Here is a 15980-nt window from a genome sequence, read left to right as displayed (position 1 = left end):
CATACACTTTGCGTGATCATGGGCTCGCGCCCTACCCGGGCACAGACCCACAGGCATCAGCCAGACAGCCAGGCCCACGAGGCCCCGCCACCAGGAGACGACAGATATGAACGCACCGCTGCCCGAGCACATCCGCAAGGCGCTGGAAACCGTCACGCTCGACGACAAATACAGCCTCGACTACGGCCGGGCCTTCATGAGCGGGGTGCAGGCGCTGGTCAAGCTGCCGATGCTGCAGCGCCTGCGCGACAAGCAGGCCGGCAAGAACACGGCGGGCTTCATCAGCGGCTACCGGGGCTCGCCGCTTGGCGGCTACGACCAGGCGCTGTGGAAGGCCAGCAAGTTCCTGAAGGAACAGAACATCGTCTTCCAGCCGGGCGTGAACGAAGAGCTGGCCGCCACGGCGCTATGGGGCACGCAGCAGCTGGGCTTCTCGCCCGCGGGCACCAACAAGTTCGACGGCGTCTTCGGCATCTGGTATGGCAAGGGCCCGGGCGTGGACCGCTGCTCCGACGTCTTCAAGCACGCCAACATGGCCGGCACGACCGAATGGGGCGGCGTGATCGCGGTGGCGGGCGACGACCACATCTCCAAGAGCAGCACGGCGGCGCACCAGAGCGACCACATCTTCAAGGCCTGCGGCACGCCGGTGTTCTTTCCGACGAACGTGCAGGAGATCCTGGACCTGGGCATCCACGCCTTCGCCATGAGCCGCTTCTCGGGCGTGTGGTCGGGCATGAAGACGATCCAGGAAATCGTCGAGTCGAGCGCCACGGCGATGATCGACCCGGACCGTGTCGAGATCGTCATTCCCACCGATTTCCAGATGCCGCCCGGCGGCCTGCACATCCGCTGGCCGGACCACGCGCTCGAGCAGGAGGCGCGGCTCATGCACTACAAGTGGTATGCCGCGCTGGCCTACATCCGCGCCAACCGGCTCAACCACAACGTGATCGAAGGCCCGAACGACCGCTTCGGCATCATGGCCAGCGGCAAGGCCTACAACGACACGCGCCAGGCCCTGATCGACCTGGGCCTGGACGACGCCACCTGCCGCCAACTGGGCATCCGGCTGCACAAGGTGGGCGTGGTGTGGCCGCTGGAGGCGCAGCTCACGCGCGACTTCGCCACCGGCCTGCAAGAGATCCTGGTGGTGGAAGAAAAGCGGCAGGTCATCGAATACCAGCTGAAGGAAGAGCTCTACAACTGGCGCGCCGACGTGCGGCCCAACGTTCTGGGCAAGTTCAACGAGCTCGACGGCGATTTCTCTGGCGGCGAATGGGCCATGCCCAACCCCACGGCCAACACGCTGCTGCGCGCCAACGCCGACCTGAACCCGGCGCTCATCGCCAAGGCCATTGCGCAGCGCCTGCGCAAGCTCGGCATCCTGGACCAGGCCGGCGCCGACATGCATGCGCGCATCGATGCGCAGATCGCCATCCTCGAAGCCAAGGAGCGCTCGATGGAAGTGCTCAAGGTGGGTGGCGTGCAGGGCGCCGACCGCCAGCCCTGGTTCTGCTCGGGCTGCCCGCACAACACCAGCACCGTGGTGCCCGAAGGCTCGCGTGCCATGGGCGGCATCGGCTGCCACTTCATGGCGACCTGGATGGACCGCTCCACCATCGGCTTCACGCAGATGGGCGGCGAGGGCGTGCCATGGGTCGGCCAGCAGCCTTTCACCACCGACCAGCACATCTTTGCGAACCTGGGCGACGGCACCTACTTCCACAGCGGGCTGCTCGCCATCCGGCAGAGCATTGCCGCGGGCGTGAACATCACCTACAAGATCCTCTACAACGACGCCGTCGCCATGACCGGTGGCCAGCAGGTCGGCGAGCGGCCCGAGGGCCACTCGGTGCTGCAGATTGCCGAGAGCCTGCATGCCGAAGGCGCGAAGAAGGTCGTCATCGTGACCGACGAGCCCGAGAAATACGAAGGCGTGACCATCCCCGGCGACCATGTGGCGGTGAAGCATCGCGACCTGCTCGACGAGATCCAGCGCGAGTTCCGCGAGATCGCCGGCACCACGGCCATCATCTACGACCAGACCTGCGCCACCGAGAAGCGCCGCCGCCGCAAGCGGGGCACGGCCGTCGATCCCGCCAAGCGCGTGGTCATCAACGACCTGGTCTGCGAAGGCTGCGGCGACTGCAGCGTGAAGAGCAACTGCCTGTCGGTGGAGCCGCTCGAGACCGAGTTCGGCCGCAAGCGCACCATCAACCAGAGCAGCTGCAACAAGGACATGAGCTGCCTCAAGGGCTTCTGCCCCAGCTTCGTCACGGTCGAAGGCGGCCAGCTCAAGAAAAAGTCCAGGAACAAGGCCGATTCGCCGTTCGAACTCGGTCCGCTGGCCGACCCGGTCGTGCCGGCGCTGGCCGAAGACCAGGTCTGGGGCATCGTGGTCGCCGGCGTCGGCGGCACGGGCGTCATCACCATCGGCCAGCTGCTGGGCATGGCGGCGCACATCGAGGGCAAGGGCATCGTCACGCAAGACGCCGCCGGGCTCGCGCAGAAGGGCGGCGCCACCTGGAGCCATGCGCTCATCGGCGCCTCCCAGGACGCGATCCGCACCACCCGCGTGGGCACCGCCGCGGCCGACCTGATCCTGGCGGCCGATCCGCTGGTGGCCGTCAACGCGGAAACCCTGGCGCGCATGCGCGAAGGCCGCACGCACGTGGCGCTCAATACCCACAGCACGCCCACGGCCGCCTTCGTGCGCAACGCCAACTGGGTCAATCCGCAGGACGACTGCGCGAACCAGATCGCGCGGGTCGTCGGCCCGGAAGCGCTCGGCACCTTCGACGCCGATGCCGCCGCCACCACGCTGATGGGCGACAGCCTCTACGCCAATCCGATGCTGCTCGGCTTTGCCTGGCAAAAGGGCTGGATCCCGCTGGCGCTGGAATCGCTGATGCGCGCCATCGAACTCAATGCCGTGGCCATCGACAACAACAAGGCCGCCTTCGCATGGGGCCGCCAGGCGGCCGCGAATCCGGCCGCGCTGCAAAAGCGCGTGCGCCCGGGCCAGGTGATCGAGTTCAAGAAGCGCGAGAGCGTCGAGAGCCTGGTGGCGCGCCGCGCCGAGTTCCTCACGGGCTACCAGAACGCGGCCTATGCCGACGAATACCGGCAGTTCGTGGGCAAGGTGCGGCAGGCCGAATCGGTGCTGGGCAAGACCGCGCTCACAGAAACCGTCGCCCGCTACCTGTTCAAGCTCATGGCCTACAAGGACGAGTACGAGGTGGCGCGCCTGCACACCGACCGCGCGTTCCTGGACCGTGTCGAGGGCATGTTCGAAGGCCAGATGGGCAAGGACTTCAAGCTCAACTACCACCTGGCACCGCCCCTCATCGCGAAGAAGAACGCCAAGGGCGAGCTGCAGAAGCAGAAGTTCGGCCCCTGGATGCTCACCGGCTTCAGGCTGCTGGCCCGCTTCAAGGGCCTGCGCGGCACGGCGCTGGACATCTTCGGGCGCACCGACGAGCGCAAGACCGAGCGCGCACTGATCGGCGAGTACCGGGCAGCCATCGAGGAGGTGGTGTCGCGCCTGAACGGCGACAACCACGCCCTGGCGCTCGAAATTGCGAGCCTGCCCGAGCAGATCCGCGGCTACGGCCACGTGAAGGAGCGCAACCTGGCGGCGGCCCGCACCCGCTGGAGCGAACTGCTCGCCAAGTGGCGCAACCCGCAGCCGGCCCAGCGCTCGGCGGCCTGAGTTTCGCGGGCGGCCCGGCCTCTGGCGGCTCGCCCGCTCGCGGGGCTGCTATTCAAAGCAGAGCAAGCCAGCCGCGGCCGGCTTGCCTGGAAAGCCCTGTCCCCGGCGCCGGATAAGCGCACGGGGCAGGGCCTTGCCACGAATACAATGCCCGCTGCCGTGCGTGGCCCACGCCGCGCCGCGCTCTGGCTCGCGGCCTTTTTCACGGGGCCGCGGAACCGCGGGCCCGGCTCGCGCTTCTGACATTCCTCTTCTCTCTGCTGGAGACTCTCTTGTTCATTTCCTCTGCTTTCGCCCAAACCGCGCCCGCTGCTTCCGGTGGTGGCGACATGTTGTCCTCGCTGGGCAGCATGCTGCCCCTGGTGCTGATGTTCGTGGTGCTGTATTTCGTCATGATCCGTCCGCAGATGAAGCGCCAGAAGGAAGCCCGCGCCATGATCGAAGCGCTGGCCAAGGGCGATGAAGTGGCGACGGCCGGCGGCGTCCTCGGCAAGATCACCTCGCTGGGCGACCAGTACCTCGGCCTTGAAATCGCCAATGGCGTGGAGATCAAGATCCAGCGCAGCGCTGTGGTCCAGGTCCTGCCCAAGGGCGCCGTCAAGCAGTAACCAACCAAGGCGCGGCCGGCCTTGCGCTTCGCGGCGCAAGGCCCCAGGTCACGCGGTGTCCCGTTTCTAAAAGCGCTTTCTCATGAACCGTTACCCGGTCTGGAAGTACGCGATCATCGTGATCGTGCTGCTTGTGGGGTTGATCTATTCCCTGCCCAATTTCTTCGGCGAGGCGCCTGCGGTGCAGGTCTCCGCGGCCAAGTCGACCGTCAAGGTCGACGCCGCCACCCAGAGCCGGGTCGAGGAGGCGCTGAAGACAGCCGGGGTCACGCCCGACCTGTTCACCCTCGAAGGCGGTTCGCTGCGCGCGCGCTTCGCCAGCACCGACGAGCAGCTGAAGGCGCGCGATGCGGTGCAGCGCGCGCTGGTGCCCGATCCGGCGGACCCGTCGTACGTGGTGGCGCTGAACCTGGTGTCGCGCTCCCCGTCGTGGCTGACGGCGCTTCATGCGTTCCCGATGTACCTGGGCCTCGACCTGCGCGGCGGGGTCGACTTCCTGCTGCAGGTCGACATGAAGGGCGCCATCGACAAGAAGGCGGAATCGTTCGCGGGCGACCTGCGCACCACCTTCCGCGACAAGGGCATCCGCGGCACCTCGGTGAACCGCAACGGCCAGGCCATCGAGGTGTCGTTCCGCGACGCCGCCGCACTGCAGTCGGCCAAGCAGCTGATCCAGGACCAGTTCCCGGATCTCTCCACCACCGACAGCCAGGAAGGCAACCTCTGGCGCCTCACGGCCACCATCAAGCCCGAGGCCGCGCGCCGGCTGCAGGACGCGGCCCTGAAGCAGAACATCACCACCCTGCACAACCGGATCAACGAACTCGGCGTGGCCGAGCCGGTGATCCAGCAGCAGGGACTCGACCGCATCGTGGTGCAGCTGCCCGGCGTGCAGGACACCGCCAAGGCCAAGGACATCCTCGGGCGCACCGCCACGCTCGAAATGCGCCTGGTGGACGAAAGCCCCGAAGGCCGCGCGGCCGAACTGAGCGGCGGGCCGGTGCCCTTCGGCTCGGAGAAATTCCTCGAGCGCAACGGCCGCCCGGTGATCGTGAAGAAGCAGGTGCTGGTCACCGGCGAGAACCTCACCGATGCGCAGCCCGGCTTCGACCAGCAGAGCAACCAGCCCAAGGTCGACTTGACCATGGACGCCAAGGGCGGCCGCATCATGCGCGACGTGAGCCGCGAGAACTTCAAGAAGCGCATGGCCATGCTGATCTTCGAGAAGGGCAAGGGCGAAGTGCTCACGGCCCCGTCGATCAACGGCGAGCTCGGCAACCGCTTCCAGATCTCGGGTTCGATGAATGTGGCCGAAGCCGCCGACCTCGCGCTGCTGCTGCGCGCCGGCTCGCTGGCCGCACCGATGGAAATCATCCAGGAACGCACCATCGGCCCGAGCCTGGGCGCCGACAACATCGAGAAGGGCTTCAAGAGCGTGATGTATGGCTTCCTGGCCATCATGGTGTTCATGTGCGCCTACTACGCGCTGTTCGGCCTGTTCTCGTCCATCGCGCTGGCCGTCAACCTGATGCTGCTGGTGGCCATTCTCTCGATGCTGCAGGCCACGCTCACGCTGCCCGGCATCGCCGCCATGGCGCTGGCCATCGGCGTGGCGATCGACTCCAACGTGCTGATCAACGAGCGCGTGCGCGAAGAACTGCGCAACGGCGCCTCGCCGCAGGCCGCCATCCATGCCGGCTACGACCGCGCCTGGGGCACGATCCTGGACTCCAACGTGACCACGCTGATCGCCGGCATCGCCTTGCTGGCCTTCGGCTCCGGGCCGATCCGCGGCTTCGCGGTGGTGCACTGCATCGGCATCGTCACCTCGATGTTCTCCGCCGTGTTCTTCTCGCGCGGCCTCGTCAACTTCTGGTACGGCCAGAAGAAAAAGCTCAAGACGGTGTCGATCGGCACGGTCTGGCGTCCCAAGACCGACGGCACCGCCGTGGCCGAAGGCAAGTAAAGGTCAAGGACAAGCGCCATGGAATTCTTCCGCATCCACAAGACCATCCCGTTCATGCGCCACGCGCTGGTGCTGAACATCATCTCTTTCGTCACCTTCGCGCTGGCGGTGTTCTTCCTGCTGCACCGCGGGCTGCACCTGTCGGTCGAGTTCACGGGCGGCACCGTGATGGAAGTGGCCTACCAGCAGTCCGCCGACATCGGCAAGGTGCGCGAGGCTGTCGGCAAGCTCGGCTATCCGGACGTGCAGGTGCAGAGCTACGGCACTTCGCGCGACGTTCAGATCCGCCTGCCGGCCCAGAAGGGCATGAACTCCGACCAGCAGAGCGCGCAAGTGATGCAGGCTCTCAAGGCGGTCGACCCGTCGGCCACGCAGCGCGGCATCGAGGTGGTCGGTCCGCAGGTGGGCGACGAGCTCACCACCAACGGCCTCAAGGCGCTGGGCATGGTGGTGGTGGGCATCATGATCTACCTGGCGTTCCGCTTCGAATGGAAGTTCGCCGTGGCCACGGTGCTGGCCAACCTGCACGACGTGATCATCATCCTGGGGTTCTTCGCCTTCTTCCAGTGGGAGTTCTCGCTGGCGGTGCTGGCAGCCGTGCTGGCGGTGCTGGGCTATTCGGTCAACGAGTCGGTCGTGATCTTCGACCGGGTGCGCGAGAATTTCCGCCGATACCGCAAGATGAACACCGTCGAAATCATCGACAACGCCATCACCTCGACCATCAGCCGGACCATCATCACGCACGGATCCACCCAGCTGGTGGTGCTCTCGATGTTCTTCTTCGGCGGTCCGACGCTGCACTACTTCGCGCTCGCACTGACCATCGGCATCTGCTTCGGCATCTACTCGTCGGCCTTCGTGGCGGCGGCCATCGCGATGTGGCTGGGCGTCAAGCGCGAGGATCTGGTCAAGGGCCCGGTCAAGCGCGACGGCGGTCCGGACGACCCGAACGCGGGCGCGGTGGTCTGAAGCCGGGGATCGCAGAAGAGCGCGGCGGGGACCAGCGAGAATGCCGAAGGTAATGCACACTTGTGCGGTTGCGTTTCCCGATGCAAGCTCTCGGTCATTGCCAACCCACAGAGCCCCCCAGGTCTTCCCGATCCTTCAATGAGCATTGCGCGGTCCGCCTCTTCCCTGCAGCTCGCACGCGAGACGCGCGAGCGTTTCGTCCTGGCAACCGGGGGCGTGATCGCCCCGCTGGCACAAGCCATCCGGGACCGCCTGACGCAACAGGCTTCGGAAATGAGCAATGCCCGCGCCATGCAGGAGAGCCGCGACGACTTCGTCGCTTTCCAGGGCCAGGCTTCGCATTGGGTGGCGCTCGCGCAGACCGGCTGGCGCAAATCGATCGACACCGTGTCCACCACGGCGGGCATGTCGTCGAACGCCAAGCTGCGGCTGGAGCTCATCGACGACGACGCGATGGAAAGCAGCATTCTTTCGTCGCGGCTGGCACAGGTGATCCACGACAAGGCCAGCTTCGAGCTCAGCGACCTGCGGCTGCGCATCCAGCATCTGGAGGGCTCCAGCGAACTGGACGCCCATGACGTGCTCCGGCCCGAAACGCTGGCCAAGCTGCTGGTCGACCAGTGGCTGGCGGCCGGCCTGAGCCGCACGCTCTGGGCGCGCGTGCAGGACACCGTTCAGCAGCTGCTCGTGGGCGTGATCGTCAAAGCCTACGAAGATGCCAACGCCTTCCTGATTTCCAGGGACGTGATGCCGGAGATCGATCTCAAGAGCTTCGTCCGGCGAACCGGCGCTTCAGGCAGCGGACCGTCGACGGTCCCGGCGTCGGTGAACACCACCGGCGCCGTGCAGCGGCAAGCCTTCGAGGCGCCCTCGCAGCCGCGGGCTTCCGGCGCTACCGGGCCCGCCGCGACCACCGGCGGCTCGCCGCTCCTGGTGGCGCGCCAGCGCGCGCAGACCGCGCTCCTGAGCCTGAAGCGCTTCGTTGCGGCCCGCATCGGCGCGGACCTCTCCAACGTCTCCTCCTCGCCAACGACGACAGGACTGGACGGCCGGGTGCAGGATGCCGGTGCCGGCGGCGCCACTTCCCGTGCCGCGTCCAAGACCTTTGCCAACGTCATCGCCGAGGCCGAGGCTGCCTACCGGATGGCCGCCACGCAGTACATGGAGGGCTCCGAAGAGCAGGCCACCATCATCCAGCAGGCATCGGTCGACCTGCGGCGGCGCAGCGCCGAGCTTAAGAAAAGGGCGCCCACCACCGCCGACAAGGCCACGGTCGAGATCGTGGCGCTCATGTTCCAGGCCATCCTTGCCGAGGAGCGCATTCCGTTTTCGGCGCGCGTCTGGTTTGCGCGGCTGCAGATGCCCGTGCTGCGGGTGGCCATCGCCGAACCCGAATTCTTCGGCACGCTGCAGCACCCCGCGCGCATGCTGATCGACCGCATGGGCTCCTGCGTGATGGGTTTCGATGCGGCGGCGATCTCGGGCAGTGCGCTCGAGGGCGAGATCCGGCGCGTGGTGCAGGTGATCGAGCAATACCCGGAAACCGGGCAGCGCGTGTTCAAGCTGGTGTTCGACGAGTTCGTCGCGTTCCTGAACCGCTATCTCACGCAGAGCGACGCCACCCAGCGCGTCATGAGCGTGGCGCAGCAGGTCGAGCAAAAGGAGACGATGGCGATCCAGTACACCATCGAGCTGCGCAAGATGCTCAACGACATGCCGGTGCGCGACGAGATCCGCGAGTTCCTGTTCAAGGTCTGGGCCGAGGTGCTGGCGATTGCCGCCTTGCGCTACGGCGCGCAGGGCGAGCAGACCGTCATGCTCAAGCGCGTGGCGTCCGAACTGGTGTGGGCCGCGAGCGCAAAGCCCAACCGCGCGGACCGCACGCGCGTGATCCAGGACCTGCCGCAGCTGTTGCAGCGCCTGCGCCTGGGCATGAACCTGCTCGGTGTCATCGACGAACCGCAGGAGGCCCACATCAAGACCATCGGCGCGACCTTGTCCGATGCCTTCCTGTCCAAGACCGAAGCCATTCCGGCAGCCAAGATCGAAGCCATGGCCGCGCACCTGGCGCACCTGGAAGATTTCGTCAGCGACGACGGCAGTGCCTCCAGCCTGCCGCTCGACGCGAACAGCATCGAACTGCTGCTGGGCGTGGATGCGGCCTCGATCGAGGTCGTGGCCGATATCGCCGGCGGCGCCCCGGCCGAGGACATGCTGGCCTGGGCCCACGAACTGGAAGTGGGCAACTGGTTCATGCTCGACCACAACGAGCGCGTGAGCCAGGTGCAGTTCGTCTGGCGCAGCGACCGCAAGCAGCTGCACCTGTTTGCAACCGCCGACGGCCGCAGCTTCCTAATCCAGGTCGGCCGGCTGGCCAACTACCTTCAGGCCGGCCTGCTGGTGCCCGCCGAGGAAGAGACCTTGACCGTGCGCGCCACGCGCGAGGCGCTGGCCAAGCTCGATGCGAATCCGGAGCGGCTGCTGAACTAGCCTGTCCGGCCAGCCAGGCTAATGGGCCAGGCGGCCCTCGCGGCTTTCGCAGAGTTCATCGAGCACCAGCGCGTCGGGCTCGATGCCCGTGCTCCAGTGAACCATCAACACGATGATCTTGAGCTCGTCCAGCGCGACCGGGTCGCCCGGCGCCGCCATGGCGCGTTCGATGACGACCTCGCGCAAGCCGCAGGACAGCACGTCCGACGACTCGAGAAAGCGGATGAAGCCGAGGCAGTCGGCGCCCAGGTGCTCCTGCTCGGCCTGCGAATAGACCCGCATGGCATTGGCCGATTGCGGCAGCGCCGGCTCCGGCGCGCCCTGCAGCGTGACCGTGGCCACCGCCGCATCCGTGGGACTTCGCTCGAACTGCAGGCCCTGGGTCGCCAGGCTCAGCCCGTCGAGCCATTGCAGTGCATCGCGGATTTCCTCCGCCTCGAAGCCGTGTGCGCTGAGCTTGCGGCCCAGTTGTTCGGGTTCGGGACAGGCATCGCCGCGCCAATAGTTTTCGTAGACAAACACGAGCACTTCGAACATGGGCCCAATATAGCCGAAGCGGGTCGCCCGTCCACCGGCTTCGCACGCTGTGCGTGCAATTCGCTGCGAGTGCCTACGCCGCCGCCGCTCTTTGAAACAGGCCGCCGGGCAGCCGCGCGACATGGCCGTCGAGCTCGAGTTCGAGCATCTTGGCCTGCAGCGCCGCGGCGCTCCAGCCGGTGCGCGCGCTCAGTGCATCGAGGCTCACGGGGTCGAAGCCGATCGCCTCGAGCAGCGGGTTCTCCGGCGTGGCGGACTCCGCGTTGCCGTCGCCCTCGTTCCCGAAAAGACCCGCAGACGCGCCGCCCGCGCTGCGCAAGGCAGGCAACTCTTCGAGGATGTCGTTCACCGACTCGACCAGTTTCGCGCCCTGCCGGATCAGTGCATGGCAGCCGCGCGATTGCGGCGAATGGATCGACCCGGGAATGGCGAACACTTCCTTGCCCTGTTCCGAGGTGAGCCGCGCGGTGATGAGCGAGCCCGATTGCAGCGCCGCCTCGACCACCAGCGTGCCGCGCGCCAGGCCGGCGATCAGGCGGTTGCGCTTCGGGAAATTCTGCGTGAGCGGGGGCGTGCCGAGCGGCAGTTCGCTCACGATCAGGCCGTTCGACATGATGCGGTGCGCGAGGTCGCGGTGCCGCGCGGGATAGACGCGGTCCAGGCCGGTTCCCACCACCGCCACGGTGGCAAGCCGCGGCGTCTGGCCGACTGCGTCGAGCGCGCCCTGGTGCGCGGCGCCGTCGACGCCCAGCGCCAGCCCCGACACCACCGGCAAGCCCGCTTCGCCCAGTGCCCGCCCGAAGGCGCGGGCATTGGCCGCGCCCTGCGGCGTGGGGTTGCGGCTGCCCACCACGGCTATGCTGTGTTCGAGCTGCGTCAGGTCGAAGGCCGCGGCGCCGAGCACGTAGAGCATCAGCGGCGGGTCGGCCATCTCGAGCAGCGACGCGGGATAGCCCGCATCGCCCAGCGTCACCAGGCGGCGGGTGGCGGCGCTGTCATCGGCGGCGGGTTGCAGCCATTGCCAGGTCTGGTCGACCTGGGCCTGCAGGCCATGGGGTGCCTGCTGCAAGGCCTCGGCCTGTGCCGGCGAGACGACTTGCCGCAGCGCCGCTGCGCCCTGCGCAAAGATTTTCTCTGGCAGGCCGAAGGCCGCCAGCAGCCGGCGCGCGCCGCCGTCGCCGATGCCCGGCGTCAGTGAAAGCCGCAGCCAGCCTGCGAGTTCTGCGCGTTCCAAACGACAGCGGGAAAAGCGTCAGGGATTGACGAGGAAGTCGCCGGCACGCGGGGTGTCGGTAATTTCGAGCACCAGCGCGTACGAGACTTTTTCGAAGGTCCGGAACACCATCAGCAGGCCGATGCGTTCATTCGGCAGCTTGATGGTTTCCTTGCGCTCGCCGGTCCGGTCGAGAATGGTTTCGCCATTCTTCAGGATGGCCAGCACATGGCCGCTGTCGATGCCGTCGCGGGTGCCCCTGTTGATGGCCACCACCTGGTTCTGGGCCGCGAACTGAACCGCGTTGCCATAGACCGAAATGATGCGGCCCTCGACCTGCGTGGACGGTGCGCGCGGCACGTAGCTGAGCAACTGGCGCGGCGGTTCAGGCAGCAGGCGGTCGCCGGCGCGGATTTCCTCGCGCGCCGCGATGATGTCCAGGCTGGCCGGCACCACCGTGATGACGTCCTTGTCCTTCTGGGTCTCGACCGTGGTCGATTCGCCGCGCTTGAGCTGGGCCTTGCCCAGGTACTGCGCCTCGTAGCCGAGGATTTCGCCGGTGCCCGGGTCCTTCAGCGGCGTGGCGGTGCGGAACACCCGGAAATTCTGCAGCGGGCCCGGGGCCTCGAGCAGCGGCGTATCGGCATTGCCGCGCGCATAGGCGCGGTCGCCGCGCGACAGCAGCACGCGGCTGTCGTTGCCCGCGACGATGCGCGGCGCCGCTTGCAGTGTGTCGGCGTCCACCACGATCGGCTCGCTGAGGAAAGGCTCGATGACGCTCGGGTTGAGCGTGGGCAGCGCCATGCCGGCCAGCGAGTCGAAGCGCGTGCGCGGCGACAGCTTGATGGTGCCGCCGTCGGCACTGCCGCCCATGCCGCGGCGCAGGGTGAGGCGGGCGCGGCCGCCGCTCTTGTCCAGGTAAAGCACCTGGCCCGGGTAGATGCGGTGCGGGTTGGCGATCTCGCTGATGTTCATGCCCCAGAGCTCCGGCCAGCGCCACGGGCGCAGCAGGAACAGGCGCGAGATGCCCCAGAGCGTGTCGCCGGGCCTGACCGTGTATTCGTCCGGCGCGTTGGGCGCCAGCTCGCTCAGCGGCACGCCGTTCTGGGCCGTTTGCTGGGCCGTGGCGCGCTGCTGCGGCGTGACAGGGTAGTTTTGCGCCCACGCCGTCGAGCCGCCGCTGATGACCGCAAGGGCAGCCAACGTGGCGAATAGAGGCGTGCGCTGGCGGGCAGGGGTTCGGAGCATTTTCATGTCTGGATGGGTGAGCGCACCGAGTATCGGTGCACATACGAATCTCACAATTTGCTACGAATTCTGCGCCCGAAGCCCTTGGGAGGGCAACGTTTTCAGGCAATCGCGGCTCATGGCGTCGCGGAATTGGCGAAAATAGCCACAACTTTTCCCCTTTTTCATGGCCAAACGAATCATTCTGAGTTACCCGGACAAGCGCCTGCACACGGTGGCCAAGCCCGTGCAGGGCGTGGACGCGCGCATCAAGGCGCTGGTTGCCGACATGCTGGAGACCATGTACGACGCCAGCGGCATCGGCTTGGCCGCGACCCAGGTCGACGTGCACGAACGGCTGGTCGTCATCGACGTCTCCGAGGAGCGCAACGAGCCCATCGTCCTGATCAATCCGGAGATTATCTGGGCCAGCGACGAGAAAGTGCTCAACGAGGAAGGCTGCCTGTCGGTCCCCGGCATCTACGACGGCGTCATGCGCTCCACGTCGGTCAAGGTCCAGGCGCTGGACGAGCACGGCGAAATGCGCATCATCGAGGCCGATGGGCTGCTGGCCGTCTGCATCCAGCACGAGCTCGACCACTTGCTGGGAAAGGTGTTCGTCGAATACCTGTCGCCGCTCAAGCGCAACCGCATCAAGAGCAAGCTGCTCAAGCAGCAGCGGGAAGAGGCCAAGGAGGGCCGGGCGTGAAATTTCCGGCGCCGCGGCCCTGGGCCTCCGTGCTCGCCTCGGGGCTCGTGCTCGTCGTGGCCGGCTGCGTCAGCGAGCCGACGCGCATCGTCCCGGGGACCACGGCCGCTGAAACCCTGCAGCGCCTGGGCGCGCCCACCGGCCGCTACCCGCTCAACGGAGGGGGCGAGCGGCTCCAGTATTCGCGCATGCCCGCGGGCTTCGAGGTCACGGACATCGACGTCGATGCCTCCGGCAAGGTGGTTTCCGTGACCCAGGTGCTCAACGAAGCGCGCTTCGGCCACGACATCAAGGTCGACCAGTGGCGCCAGAACGACGTGATCGCCTTCTACGGCCGTCCGTATGAAGTCAGCCGCGTCAGCTCCTTCGACGGCGCCGTCTGGACCTGGCGCTACAAGGCGGTGAACGAGCGCCGCATGCTCTATATCTACATCGATCCGATGGGCGTGGTCCGGCGCTATCACACGGGGGACGATCTCGAGCTCGATCGGATCCGCGATTGAATCCGCTCAGAGTTGTTTTCGCGGGCACGCCCGAGTTCGCGCGCGTCGCGCTCGAAGCCATTGCCGCCGCCGGGCATGACATCGCGCTGGTGCTGAGCCAGCCCGACCGGCCCGCGGGCCGGGGCATGAAGCTGCAGGCTTCGCCGGTCAAGCAATGCGCCGTGGCGCACGGCTGGCCCGTGGCCCAGCCCCGCAGCCTCAGGCTCGACGGCAAGTACCCCGAAGACGCCGCGGCCGCGCGCGCGGCCCTCGCAGCGGCACGGCCCGACGTGATGGTGGTCGCCGCGTACGGGCTCATCCTGCCGCAATGGGTGCTCGACCTGCCGGCATCCGGCTGCCTCAACATCCACGCCAGCCTGCTGCCGCGCTGGCGCGGCGCGGCGCCGATCCACCGTGCCATCGAGGCCGGCGACGCGCAGACCGGCATCACCATCATGCAGATGGACGCGGGCCTGGACACGGGCGACATGCTGCTGCGCGAAGCGGTCGACATCGGCGGCGACAACACCGCGCGCCTGCACGACCGGCTGGCCGAACTGGGCGGCCGGATGATCGTCCACGCGCTGGCCCGCGTCGGCCAGCTGGCGCGCACGCCGCAGCCGGCAGAGGGCGTCACCTATGCCAGCAAGGTCGAGAAGCACGAGGCCCAGATCGACTGGAACCAGCCGGCAGAAGCCATCGTGCGGCGCATTCGCGCCTTCGATCCCTTTCCGGGCGCCAACAGCCCGCTCGACGGCGAGACCGTCAAGCTCTGGTCCGCGCATGCGGTGCCCGCGGAGGTGCCGGCCGAAGTGTCGGCCGCGCCGGGCACGCTCCTGGCCGTGGCCGACACCGGTGTGGCGGTGGCGGCGGCGGGCTCCATCGTGATGGTCACCGAGCTCCAGCGTCCCGGCGGCAAGCGCCTGGCCGTGGCCGATTTCCTGCGCGGCTTCGACCTGAAGCCCGGGCAGCGCTTCGGCTGATGTTCCTGTCCGCCGCCATCCGCCGCCGGCCCGAATTCCGCATGGGCATGCGCGACATGTCCTCGGCCGCCCTGGGCATCGGCGCCTGGGGCCTCATGACGGGCGTGGCCATGGTCAAGTCGAACATGAGCGTGCTCGAGTCGGTGGCCATGACGCTGCTGGTCTATGCCGGCAGCTCCCAGCTCGCGGCCATTCCGCTGCTGTTCGCGGGCGCGCCGGCCTGGGTGATCCTGGCGACGGGGTTCTGCGTCAACCTGCGCTTCGTGGTGTTCAGCCTGCACCTGCGGCCCTACCTGATGCACATGCCGCGCTGGCGCCGCATGACGCACGGCTATCTCACGGCCGACCTCAGCTACGCGCTCTTCACCAGGAAGTACCCTTCGCCGCCGCTCGCCGGCGATGCGCAGAAGGCGCAGGAGGCCTATCTCACCGGCAACTACTTCGTGACCTGGTGCTCGTGGATGGGCATGAGCCTGCTGGGCATCGCACTGGCCAATTTCATCCCGCAGACCTGGGGCCTGGGCTTTGCCGGCGTGCTGAGCCTCGTCGCCATCGTCTGCTCGATGGCGACCACGCGGCTGCGCGTGCTGGCCGCGCTCATTGCCAGCGTCACCGCCGTGGCCGCCTATGCGCTGCCGCTCAAGCTCAACATCGTGGTGGCCATCGGCGCCGCGGTGCTGCTGTGCTTCTGGCTCGAGAAACAGTTCGGGCTCGATCCTGACGCGGAGGACGACAAGTGAGCGCCACCACCGACTGGTGGACGCTGGGCGTGATCGTCGGGCTGGCGGCGGTCACGGTGCTCACGCGCTGCTTCTTCTTCATTCTCGACCGCCCCTGGGGCCTGCCCGAGTGGGCGCACCGTGCCTTGCACTACGCACCGGCCGCTGCGCTCGCGGGGGTGATCGCGCCCGAGATCGTCATGACCCAGGGCCACCTGGTCACCACGCTGCACGACGCGCGGCTGTATGCCGCGGCCGTGGGTGCCGCTTACTACTACTGGCGGCGCGGCGTGCTGGGCACGATGCTGGCAGGCATGGCGGTGTACCTGCCGCTGCACCTGGGGCTTGGCTGGTAGCGT

13 protein-coding genes are annotated in these 15980 nt (G+C 67.5%); 10 read left to right on the top strand and 3 right to left on the bottom strand.

Annotated elements, in window-relative coordinates:
• Nucleotides 1-106: 106 nt before the first annotated feature.
• The 5 genes from ABID97_RS01860 to ABID97_RS01840 all read left to right on the top strand — a co-directional run bounded on the left by ABID97_RS01860 (nt 107) and on the right by ABID97_RS01840 (nt 9751).
• The gene (locus ABID97_RS01860) at nt 107-3715 is read left to right on the top strand and encodes an indolepyruvate ferredoxin oxidoreductase family protein (RefSeq protein WP_354396875.1); all 3609 of its coding nucleotides are present in this window, start codon (nt 107-109) and stop codon (nt 3713-3715) included.
• 272 nt (nt 3716-3987) lie between these two features.
• Nucleotides 3988-4323 carry a preprotein translocase subunit YajC gene (yajC, locus tag ABID97_RS01855; RefSeq protein WP_018905224.1) on the top strand — a complete coding sequence of 112 codons (336 nt, stop codon included), beginning with the start codon at nt 3988-3990 and terminating at the stop codon, nt 4321-4323.
• A gap of 82 nt (nt 4324-4405) precedes the next feature.
• The gene (secD, locus tag ABID97_RS01850) at nt 4406-6289 is read left to right on the top strand and encodes a protein translocase subunit SecD (RefSeq protein WP_354396874.1); all 1884 of its coding nucleotides are present in this window, start codon (nt 4406-4408) and stop codon (nt 6287-6289) included.
• An 18-nt stretch (nt 6290-6307) separates the two neighbouring features.
• Nucleotides 6308-7261, top strand: coding sequence for a protein translocase subunit SecF (gene secF, locus ABID97_RS01845; protein WP_354396873.1), 954 nt, complete (start codon nt 6308-6310; stop codon nt 7259-7261).
• Nucleotides 7262-7399: 138 nt separating this feature from the next.
• Complete coding sequence (locus ABID97_RS01840; protein WP_354396872.1) at nt 7400-9751, top strand: DUF1631 family protein; 2352 nt, start codon at nt 7400-7402, stop codon at nt 9749-9751.
• A gap of 18 nt (nt 9752-9769) precedes the next feature.
• On the opposite strand, the gene ABID97_RS01835 is transcribed toward ABID97_RS01840, so the two are convergent.
• From ABID97_RS01835 to ABID97_RS01825, 3 genes are all read right to left on the bottom strand, one after another.
• Nucleotides 9770-10288 carry a Smg family protein gene (locus ABID97_RS01835; protein WP_354396871.1) on the bottom strand — a complete coding sequence of 173 codons (519 nt, stop codon included), beginning with the start codon at nt 10286-10288 and terminating at the stop codon, nt 9770-9772.
• A 73-nt stretch (nt 10289-10361) separates the two neighbouring features.
• Nucleotides 10362-11522 (bottom strand): DNA-processing protein DprA, encoded by a 1161-nt coding sequence (gene dprA, locus ABID97_RS01830; RefSeq protein ID WP_354396870.1) that lies wholly within the window; start codon nt 11520-11522, stop codon nt 10362-10364.
• An 18-nt stretch (nt 11523-11540) separates the two neighbouring features.
• The gene (locus ABID97_RS01825) at nt 11541-12755 is read right to left on the bottom strand and encodes a LysM peptidoglycan-binding domain-containing protein (RefSeq protein ID WP_354396869.1); all 1215 of its coding nucleotides are present in this window, start codon (nt 12753-12755) and stop codon (nt 11541-11543) included.
• 160 nt (nt 12756-12915) lie between these two features.
• Here ABID97_RS01825 and def point away from each other — a divergent pair, with 160 nt between their 5' ends.
• The 5 genes from def to ABID97_RS01800 are packed head-to-tail and all read left to right on the top strand — an operon-like array spanning nt 12916 to nt 15977.
• A complete protein-coding gene (gene def, locus ABID97_RS01820) occupies nt 12916-13437 on the top strand; it encodes a peptide deformylase (protein WP_354396868.1) in 522 nt (173 codons plus the stop codon).
• The gene (locus ABID97_RS01815; protein WP_354396867.1) at nt 13434-13940 is read left to right on the top strand and encodes a hypothetical protein; all 507 of its coding nucleotides are present in this window, start codon (nt 13434-13436) and stop codon (nt 13938-13940) included. Before def ends, ABID97_RS01815 begins: the two co-directional genes overlap by 4 nt.
• Nucleotides 13937-14902 carry a methionyl-tRNA formyltransferase gene (gene fmt, locus ABID97_RS01810; protein ID WP_354396866.1) on the top strand — a complete coding sequence of 322 codons (966 nt, stop codon included), beginning with the start codon at nt 13937-13939 and terminating at the stop codon, nt 14900-14902. The genes ABID97_RS01815 and fmt overlap by 4 nt, the downstream gene beginning before the upstream one ends.
• Nucleotides 14902-15642: an AzlC family ABC transporter permease gene (locus ABID97_RS01805; RefSeq protein ID WP_354396865.1), complete on the top strand. Its 741-nt coding sequence runs from the start codon at nt 14902-14904 to the stop codon at nt 15640-15642. Before fmt ends, ABID97_RS01805 begins: the two co-directional genes overlap by 1 nt.
• Complete coding sequence (locus ABID97_RS01800) at nt 15639-15977, top strand: AzlD domain-containing protein (protein WP_354396864.1); 339 nt, start codon at nt 15639-15641, stop codon at nt 15975-15977. The genes ABID97_RS01805 and ABID97_RS01800 overlap by 4 nt, the downstream gene beginning before the upstream one ends.
• The last annotated feature ends 3 nt before the right edge of the window (nt 15978-15980 follow it).

This window comes from Variovorax sp. OAS795 (assembly GCF_040546685.1).
GTDB lineage: Bacteria > Pseudomonadota > Gammaproteobacteria > Burkholderiales > Burkholderiaceae_C > Variovorax.
Note: the sequence above shows the minus strand (reverse complement) of the source record. Positions and strands in the feature narration are given on the sequence as shown.

Bases quoted from the DNA above. Each gene is read 5' to 3' on its own strand.
- ABID97_RS01835 (WP_354396871.1), bottom strand. From the start codon at position 10,288: ATGTTCGAAGTGCTCGTGTTTGTCTACGAAAACTATTGGCGCGGCGAT.
- secF (WP_354396873.1), top strand. From the start codon at position 6,308: ATGGAATTCTTCCGCATCCACAAGACCATCCCGTTCATGCGCCACGCG.
- secD (WP_354396874.1), top strand. From the start codon at position 4,406: ATGAACCGTTACCCGGTCTGGAAGTACGCGATCATCGTGATCGTGCTG.
- def (WP_354396868.1), top strand. From the start codon at position 12,916: ATGGCCAAACGAATCATTCTGAGTTACCCGGACAAGCGCCTGCACACG.
- ABID97_RS01825 (WP_354396869.1), bottom strand. From the start codon at position 12,755: ATGAAAATGCTCCGAACCCCTGCCCGCCAGCGCACGCCTCTATTCGCC.
- ABID97_RS01805 (WP_354396865.1), top strand. From the start codon at position 14,902: ATGTTCCTGTCCGCCGCCATCCGCCGCCGGCCCGAATTCCGCATGGGC.
- ABID97_RS01860 (WP_354396875.1), top strand. From the start codon at position 107: ATGAACGCACCGCTGCCCGAGCACATCCGCAAGGCGCTGGAAACCGTC.
- ABID97_RS01840 (WP_354396872.1), top strand. From the start codon at position 7,400: ATGAGCATTGCGCGGTCCGCCTCTTCCCTGCAGCTCGCACGCGAGACG.